Here is an 8,906-nt window from a genome sequence, read left to right on the forward strand (position 1 = left end):
TCGCGTCCGGGGTCTCGCCCGGCGGCGTGGGCGGGGCCCGCATTGCGCGGCGTGGGCGGGCCGGGATCGTCTGGCGGCGTGTGCGGGCCAGGGTTTCCCGGCGGCCTCACCGGGAAGTCGGCCCCGCCGGAGCGCACCGAACGCGTCGAAGGGAGCCCGACCGTGGCCGTGGCGAACGAGCAGCTGCTGAACTCGGTCCGGGTACGACGGCCCGCCGCGGCCGGGGCGCCGCTCTACTGCGACGCCCTGGACTTCGGGTTGACAGGTGACGGCTCGACGAACGACCAGCCGGCGTTGGCCGCCCTGGTGGATCGCCTCGGAGCCGGGTACGCCTCGGACGGGCGGGCCCGGGTCATCTACTGCCCGCCGGGCATCTACTCGATCCGGGACGCCGGCACGGTGTGGCGCAGCGGTGTGTCGCTGATCGGGGCCGGCCCGGCGGCGACCCGGTTCATGTTGAGCAACGAGGGAAACCGGTCCGACCCGACTCCATTGGCGTTCTGGACGACGCTTCAGCACGGCGCCGACCGGGACCGGCACATCGCCGACTGCACCTTCTCCGACTTCCAGATCGACGGCTCCGGCGTCGCCATGGCCGAGTACAACTACCTGGCCAAGGGCTTGGGCCTGCAGTACGTGGTGCGCGGCGTCTTCCGCAACCTCTACATCCACCACACCGCGGCCAGCGGGCTGGGCTGCGACTTCCTCCAGGACTCCCTGATCGACGGCGTCGTGGTGGTCGGCTGCGGCCGGTTGGACAACGGTGAGCAGATGGGCGGCGCCGGCATCGGTATCGGCGTCGGCGGGTGGGGTCCGGTGGAACGGCTGACCATCGCCAACTGCACCGCCCTGGCCAACGGCACCAACGGGATCTTCCTGGAGTTGCAGAAGGACTACTGGGAGCCGCCCCGCGGCTACCGGATCATCGGCTGCCACAGCCAGGGCAACCGCTTCGGCATCTCCGACTGGGGCACGGACGGGCTGATCGTGTCCGCCTGCACGATGACCGGCAACCTGGAGGCCGGCTTCGACGTGTCGTCGCAGGGCACCTCGACAGTGGCCGGTCGGGGCGGGCTCGTCACCGACTGCGTCATCGACGGCAACCTGCGCGACGGGGTCAGCATCGGCAACAGCCCCGGCCCGTACGTCGTGCGGGGCAACCGGATCAGCGGAAACGGCCAGCACGGCTACCACGCGCGCGACCTTCGGCGCGGGTACCAGGGCCCGATCCGGGACGTGGTGATCGAGAGCAACGAGTTCTGGGGCAACGGGCTGGACGCCGTCCGCATCGACCACCAGATGACCGACGCCGTGCTGCTCAACAACCGGGTCCGCAACAACGGGCGGCAGTACGCCCGAGCCGCCGGCGGTGCCGGCGAGGCGGTCCGCTACAGCGAACGGAGCCTGGTGGACCGGACCGCCGACTGGCCGCACGACGGGCACCGGGGCAAGATCCTGCGGGTCGGCCGGTCCGTGGCCACGGTGGCCGCCAACAGCGGCGACGAACTCACCCTGGCCCCGGTCCGCCCGGACGCGTTCAGCGCGTGGAGCGGGGACGTGCCGCCGCCGGGCTGCGCGTACGAGCTGGACCCCGCCCCCGGGCAGCGGGCCGGCATCACCATCAACGCGCCGTTCGACTCGGCCACCATCCGGGGCAATCGGATCTGGGACAGCGACGAATCCCAGACCCAGACGCACGGACTGTGGATCACCGATCGGGGCAGTTGCGTGGACTGCCGGGTCGAGGACAACGACCTGGCCGGGAACGCCGACGAGGGGATGCGACTGGACACCCCGCCGGTGGGCGGACGGTGGCGGGACAACCACGTGGACAGCGACTGGAGCTGACCGGTCCACCCGTCGGCGGTGCCGGCGAGACCGGGGAGCTGAACGACGTGCGGCGGCGGCCGGAGTGATCCGGCCGCCGCCGCTGTCGGGGGTTGGGCTGGTCAGCCGGCCAGACCGGCCACCGGGGTCGGATCCAGCACCACGGTCGCCGAGGCGGACTGCGCGGGTACGCCCGGGTCGGTCGGCGCGTCGGTGTACTCCGCGACGAACACGGCGGTCAGATTGTCCGCACCGCTGTGCCCACCGTCCAGGAAGGTGGGGATGGTGCCGGAGCAACCCGTCGAGGTGGAGAGCGGGTGCCCGTGCTCATCGTGCCCGAGCACGTAGGTGACCTTCACCCGGGAGCAGTCCACCGGCAGGTCGTCGGTGACCTTCACCTCGTACGCGACGGTCTGCCCGAACTGGAACGGCTGCCCGGCCTCCGGGGTGACGAACTCGATGACCGGCGCGGTCGGCCCGACCACAAGCGGCAGGGATGCCGAGGCGGACCGTCCGGTGCGGTCGGTCACCTTCAGCGTCGGCAGGTACGAGCCGTTCTCCGGGAACGTCCAGGTCGCGTTCGGGTTGGTGCTGTCCACCGAACCGTCGGCGTTGAAGTCCCACGCGTAGCTCAGCTTGTCACCGTCCGGGTCGGTGGTGCCGGCGCTGGAGAAGGACACGGTGAGCGGGGCCTGCCCGACGGTCGGCGTACCGCTGATCTTCGGGATCGGCGTCCGGTTGCCCCGGACGAAGTCGATCCGGGACAGCTGGGCGTCCGGGTTCTCGGCGAAGTAGCCGTCGCCGTACTCCAGCACGTAGAGCGCGCCGTCCGGGCCGAACTCCATGTCCATCGGGTTGTCCACCACCAGCGACGGCGCCACCGGACGGATGTCCTGCACGTCCCCGTCGGAGTCGAGGCGGAACTCCTTGATGTAGTCGCGGGTCCACTCGTAGAACAGCGGCACCCCGTCGTAGTACGCCGGCCAACGGGTACGCGACGTGCTGGTCCCGTCGTAGTCGTACGCCGGGCCACCCATCGGGGCGATGCCGCCGGTGCCCAGCTGCGGGAACTCGGCCGAGGGGGCAGCCGCGTACCAGACCTCCGGCTGCTCGACCGGCGGCAGCACGCGCTTGCCGGTGTTGTGCGGTGAGTCGTTGACCGGGCGCTTGCAGTTGAACTTCGCGCCGGACTCGCCGGTGGCGAAGTCGTAGTCGCGGTAGGCGATCGTCGGCGTCACGCAGTACGGCCAGCCGTAGTTCGCCGGCTTGTCGACGCGCATCCAGCGACCGTGCCCGGCCGGGCCGCGCTCCGGGTTCGGGTTGGAGGCGTCCGGCGAGTAGTCGCCCACGTACACGTCGTCGGTGCGCCTGTCGACGGCGAACCGGAACGCGTTGCGCAGCCCCATCGCGTAGATCTCCGGGCGGGTCTGCGCGGTGCCGGGCTTGAACAGGTTGCCGGCCGGCACCGTGTAGCCACCGCCGGCCTTCACCTTGATCCGCAACAGCTTGCCGCGCAGGTCGTTGGTGTTGGCCGCGGAGCGCTGGGCGTCGAACGCCGGGTTGCGGTCGGCCCGCTCGTCGATCGGGACGTACCCGTCGGAGGCGAACGGGTTGGTGTCGTCACCTGTCGACAGGTACAGGTTGCCCTTGCTGTCGAAGTCGATCTGGCCGCCGACGTGGCAGCAGATGCCCCGGTCGGTGGGCACGTCGATGATCTGCTGCTCGCTGGCGAGGTTCAGCTTCATCCCGTCCAGCTTGAACCGGGACAGCCGCAGCGCGCCCTTGAACCGCTGCCAGTCCGCCTCGGTCCCGGTCTCCGGCGCGTCCCCCTCGTTGACGCCGGGGGTGGCCGGGTCGTCCACCGGGGTGTCCATCGGCGGCGAGTAGTAGAGGTAGACCCACTTGTTCTGGGCGAAGTTCGGGTCGATGGCGACCCCCTGCAACCCTTCCTCGTCGTGCTCGTACACCGGGATGTCGGCGGCGAGGGTGTTCAGCCCGGTGCGCGGGTCGTGGATGCGGACCTCGCCGGTGCGGGAGGTGTGCAGCACCCGCAGGTCGGGCAGGACGGCGAGGCTCATCGGCTCGCCCGGGAAGTCGTTGAGTGTCACTTTCTGGAAGCTGCTGTCCGGCGGCGGGGCCGGCGCGGCGGCCGCCGCCGACGGCGGTACGGCCAGGCCGGCCGTCGCCAGCAGCAGGGCGGACGCGAATGCGGTCCTGTTCATCAGGTGAGTCCCCCGGGGTGGTTTCAGTACCGAAGTGAAGCGAGATAGTCGAAGCCGACGCGGGCGGTGTCCAGGGCGTCGGCGGGGGAGCGTGGCGCGGTGCCCGCGTCGTCGCGCTCCACGATGTACTCCTCGATGCCGGCCTCCCGCTCGTGGGCGAAGATGCGGCCGAAGTCGATGACGCCGTCGCCGAGGTCGGCGAACCCGCTCTCGACGTCGAGGTCCTTGACGTGCACCTGGCGGATCCGGCCGCGGTTGGCCCGAATGATGTCGACCGGGTCGTGCGCACCCCGCCAGGTCCAGTAGAGGTCGAGCTCGAAGTGGACCAGGCGCGGGTCGGTCTGCCCGGTGAGGATCTCGAAGCCGGTCGAGCCGTCGGTCAACGGTACGAATTCCAGCTGGTGGTTGTGGTAGCCGAACTCGAGCCCGGCGCGTTCGGCGAGCCGGCCGGCCTTGTTCAGGTCGCGCGCCAGGGCCCGGTAGACGTTGGGGTCCCGGAACGGCTGACCGTTGGCGTCCCGACCGAAGTAGGGGTGGACGATCTTCTTGCAGCCCACGATGTTGGCGTCGGCGAGGGCCTGCTCCCAGGTGGCGGCGTCGAAGGGCTGCGGGATGCCGGTGTGCCCGGAGGTGGCCCGCAACCCGGCGTCGTCGAGCGCGGCCCGGAACTGCGCGGCGGTGCGTCCGACGAAGCCGGCGTGCTCCACCCGCCGGTAGCCGATCCGGCGCAGCGCGTCCAGGGTGCCGGGCAGGTCGGCGGCGAGCTGATCGCGCAGGGTGTAGAGCTGGATGCTGATCCGGTCGACCGGCACCCGGCGGCGGCCCTGGGGCTGCCCCGCGGGTGCGGCGGCGGCCGGGCCGGCGAGCAGGCCGGCGGTGCCGACGGCGGCGGCGGAGACGGTCGCGGCGCGCAGCACTCCGCGCCGGCTGATCGGCTCGGATGCCGGTGTCGGTCGGTTGAGCTGTTGATCCATGGTGGTGGTCCCTTCCTGACGGCAGGTACGCCGTCGGCGGCGGTCGACCTGGCTGTCGTCACCCGGGCGCGCCGAACCGGCCGGAGGCGGGCTCCGGCTGGACGGTGAGGACGGCGTGCCGGTGCGGCCCGGCCCCCGTCGGGGGCGGAACACGGCGACTCGGCAGGGTGGCGGCAGGCTGATCGACGAATGGGCAACCCTCTATCTAGATCGTGACCCTACCCTTGCAGCGGGACGAAGGCAAAGCTTCGTCGCGTTCGGCAGAAGTTTCGCTCCAAATGACAAAAGCGTGCTGTCGAGGTGCGCCGGGCGGTCGGCACGGGGCGTGATCCACTCGTGTTCGTGGAATCCGCTGTGTCGTAGCGCGGTTGATGCCCCGCTTTCGGGGAAACCCGAGTCGATCATGGAGGGTCGGGTTCGGTGGGCCCGGTTCACGGCGCGCGCGACCGCGCGGGAGGGTCGGACGGGCTCCTTCGGCGCGGTTCACCGCAACCGCCACGACGGGTTGTCTTCCGGACAGCCGGTGTCGCCCGCGTCGAAGCAGAGCAAACGGCACGACAGGTGCTGGTGAAGCTCCTGTTCCACCAAGCGGAACATTGTCGGAAAACTGTGCCGACAATTGCGCCGACGATTATTTCTAAATACCGCAATCGCCCACGCCGGGGAAGCGAGAATGTCGGCATAGGGAAGTCGAAAACGGGGGGACTGAACATGACGTGTAGGCGGCGATTGACGCTGTTGGCGGTAACCATCGCAGCCGCACCACTCGTCCTGGGTGGGTGCACCGCCGACCGGGGGTCGGCGACCGGCTCGGCCAAGAAGCACGCCGCCCCGCCGGAGCTCGTCGTGACACCGGGCGACAAGGCCCGGGACGTCCCGGTCAGCGCCGAGGTGGGCACCGTGGTCAAGGGTGGGCGGGTCACCGGCGTACGCCTCACCGACGACAAGGGCAAGCAGGTCGGGGCCGAGCCGCGCGAGGACGGCTCGGGCTGGGTGCCGAACGCACCGCTGCAACCGAAACGGACCTACACCGCCGAGGTGACCGCGACCGGGGACTCCGGTGCCACCACCACCCGCACGACCACGTTCACCACGATGGCCAAATCCACCAAACCGCAGATCACCAGCACCCTCTATTTTGTGGGCAATCGGACGTACGGCACGGCGATGCCGGTAACCGTCGCGTTCGACCCGGGAATTCCGAAAGAGGCCAGAGCGGATGTTCAACGGCGGTTGTTCGTAAAGACGAACCCGCCGCAGCCGGGCACCTGGTCGTGGCTCGAGGACGGCACGCAGGTCTATTACCGGGCGCCCGATTTCTGGAAGCCGGGGACCACGATCAGTGTGCGGGCCGGCCTGGAGGGCCTGCCGATCGGCAAGGACCGGGTCGGCGACGTCGAGCGGACCGCGACCTCCAAGATCGGACGCCAACTATCGCTGGAGATCGACAACGCCACCAAGCAGATGACAGTGCTGCGGGACGGCAAGCAGATCCGCCGGATACCGGTCAGCATGGGCAAGCCGAGCACGCCAAGTTCCAGCGGCAAGATGGTGATCATGGAAAAGCACGAGCGGACCACCTTCGACACCCGGGGTGAGCCGAACGGTGGCTACGTGGTCGACGTCGACGACGCCCAGCGCTACACCTGGGGTGGCGAGTTCATCCACTCCGCGCCCTGGTCGGAGGGCGAGCAGGGCTACACCAACACCTCGCACGGCTGCGCGAACGTCTCCGCCACGGCCGCCGACTGGTTGATGGGGGTGACCGAGGTCGGTGACCTGATCACCGTCAAGGGCACCGAGGTGGAGTTGCAGCCGGGCAACGGCTGGACCGCGTGGAACGTGAGCTGGGACGAGTTCGTCCGGGGCAGCGCCCTGCCCGTGCCGCCCGGGCTCAAGCCCGCGCCGGCCGCCCCGGCGCACCCGGGCGCGGTGGCCGGCGGTTCGCCCGCCCCGGCACCGTCGGTGAGCGGACGCTGAGGCACCGGGCCGACCCGCCATCGCGGTGGGTCGGCCCGTTCGCCGTGCGGGCAGCCCGGGCCGCGTCGGGGTCGGCCACCGCCCGACACGACGGGCGCGAGCCGGGCGCGCACTACAGGGGTACGCGGGCCACGCCGGGCCCGATGAGGCTGCCCAGCCAGAGTTGGTCGCCGTGCTGTCGTACCCCGGTGATCATCCAGTAGTTCCCGGCGGGACCGTGCAGCGTACGACGGACAGTGCCCTCGCCGTCGACGAGCGCGACGAGCCCGTAGCGGCGCGGCTGCGGCTGCATCGCGTCGGGCAGCAGCGCGGCGAGCTGGCGCAGCCGCGGGTGCGGCAGCAGCCGTTCCGCGATGGGCACGCGAGGGCTGGGCAGGGCGATCCAGTACGTCCCGTCGCCCACGGCGGAGAGATTGTCCGGGTACGCGGGCAGGTCGGCGAGCACCCGCACCCCGCCGCGCAACTCCACCCGGAGCAGTCGGTGGGTGGTGGTCTCGACAAGCATCAACGCCGACTCGTCCGGGGTCAGCGCGATCCCGTTGGGAAAGTACAGCCCCTCGGCCACCACCTCGGTGCGCCCGCTGCCCGGATGATGGGCCAGCACGCGGCCGTTGGGGCGATGCTCCAGCAGGTCCCGCTTCCAGTGCGAGACCGGAAACCGGTCCGACGAGTCGGTGAAGTAGACGGTGCCGTCGCGGGCCACCGTCGCGTTGTTGGCCAGGTGCACCGGCGACGCGGTGCCGGTCAGCTCGCGGACCGCCCCGTCCGGCGTGACCCGCAGCAACCCGCGGTACGCGTCGCAGACGATGAGCGCCTCCCCGGACGGGTCCGTCTCGATGCCGAGCGGCCGGCCGCCGGTCTCGGCCAGCAGCAGTCCTCGGGTGCCGGCCGGCGCGTCGGCGGGCCACCACCAGAGGTTGCCGTCCTCGTCGCCGCTGATGACCCGGCCGCTGGGGTCGATGACCACGTCCTCCGGCCCGACGGCCCCCTCGGGCAGGGGCAGGAGGTCGACCTGGTCGAGCCGGCGGTCCGTGGCCGCCCACACACCGTTGAGCGGAGGCGGGACGGTGGCCGGTTCGCGGACGGGACGGATCAGCCGTGGCGGTCGGGGCCGGGGGATCACCATCGGGTCATTCTCCACCGCCGATGCCCCGCGTACCCGAAGCGCCGAGCACGCGGCGCGGCACCGGACGTCCGGTCGACCGCGGGGCCGCTGGCCTCCACCCCTAGGGGGATGAGGGGCACCTCGGGGGATGACCCTGGGCGTACCCGGAATCACTCCGCCGAAGGGCGAAACTGTCGGTGGTGGGGGCTAGATTTCACGTCATGGAAGAGCGCAGCAACCGGATTGACGTGCAGGTCAGCGTGGGTGACCAGGTGGTCCAGGTGCGGGTGGCCGGCGAGGTCGACATCGCCACCGTTGCCGCGTTCCGGTCCGCTCTGTGGTCCGTGCCGGCGCGGCCGGTCGTGCAGCTGGAGATGTCCGGGCTGCGCCTGCTCTCCGCGGCCGGGGTGCGCGCGTTGCTCGGCGCGCACCTGCGTGTCCGGGCCAGGGGCGGCGAACTGGTCCTTGTCGATCCCACCCCGGTGGTGGCCCGGGTGCTGCGCGCCACCGGCCTGCACCGGGTGATGCCGATCCTCGAGCCCGCCCGGGTGGTCGAGGCCGCCCGTCGTCAGGTGCCAGCCGACCTGGTCGCGATCGTCCGTCGTCCGCCCGCCGCGGCCGGTGGCCTGGTGCTGGCCGCCTGAGGCTGATCTGGGGCGTGGCGTGCGTCAGGGGGTGGGGGGGGGGGGGGGGCCGGCCCCCCCCCCCCCGCACCCGAGAGAACACCCCACCCCGACCCCCTCCGCACACAAACAAACCAAAGACCCCCCCGGGGAAAACCCGCGCCCCCCCCGCGCC

General features: G+C 71.3%; 6 protein-coding genes. 3 read left to right on the forward strand and 3 right to left on the reverse strand.

What is annotated here, in order from left to right; translation table 11 throughout:
- Window positions 1-168: 168 nt before the first annotated feature.
- On the forward strand, window positions 169-1,848 hold the full coding sequence (locus AB0B85_RS30195; RefSeq protein ID WP_357412606.1) for a right-handed parallel beta-helix repeat-containing protein: 1,680 nt from the start codon (window positions 169-171) through the stop codon (window positions 1,846-1,848).
- A gap of 101 nt (window positions 1,849-1,949) precedes the next feature.
- On the opposite strand, the gene AB0B85_RS30200 is transcribed toward AB0B85_RS30195, so the two are convergent.
- Both AB0B85_RS30200 and AB0B85_RS30205 read right to left on the reverse strand, forming a co-directional pair.
- A complete protein-coding gene (locus AB0B85_RS30200) occupies window positions 1,950-4,049 on the reverse strand; it encodes a PQQ-dependent sugar dehydrogenase (protein ID WP_357412588.1) in 2,100 nt (699 codons plus the stop codon).
- Window positions 4,050-4,072: 23 nt separating this feature from the next.
- Window positions 4,073-5,023: a sugar phosphate isomerase/epimerase gene (locus tag AB0B85_RS30205; protein WP_357412590.1), complete on the reverse strand. Its 951-nt coding sequence runs from the start codon at window positions 5,021-5,023 to the stop codon at window positions 4,073-4,075.
- A 711-nt stretch (window positions 5,024-5,734) separates the two neighbouring features.
- Here AB0B85_RS30205 and AB0B85_RS30210 point away from each other — a divergent pair.
- Window positions 5,735-7,003: an Ig-like domain-containing protein gene (locus AB0B85_RS30210; protein ID WP_357412592.1), complete on the forward strand. Its 1,269-nt coding sequence runs from the start codon at window positions 5,735-5,737 to the stop codon at window positions 7,001-7,003.
- A 112-nt stretch (window positions 7,004-7,115) separates the two neighbouring features.
- On the opposite strand, the gene AB0B85_RS30215 is transcribed toward AB0B85_RS30210, so the two are convergent.
- Window positions 7,116-8,129, reverse strand: coding sequence for an SMP-30/gluconolactonase/LRE family protein (locus AB0B85_RS30215; RefSeq protein WP_357412594.1), 1,014 nt, complete (start codon window positions 8,127-8,129; stop codon window positions 7,116-7,118).
- Between the two features lie 200 nt (window positions 8,130-8,329).
- On the opposite strand from AB0B85_RS30215, the gene AB0B85_RS30220 reads away from it, so the two are divergent.
- Window positions 8,330-8,752 (forward strand): STAS domain-containing protein, encoded by a 423-nt coding sequence (locus tag AB0B85_RS30220; RefSeq protein WP_357412596.1) that lies wholly within the window; start codon window positions 8,330-8,332, stop codon window positions 8,750-8,752.
- Window positions 8,753-8,906 lie beyond the last annotated feature (154 nt).

The organism is Micromonospora sp. NPDC049044 (genome assembly GCF_040649215.1).
Classification (GTDB): Bacteria; Actinomycetota; Actinomycetes; order Mycobacteriales; family Micromonosporaceae; genus Micromonospora.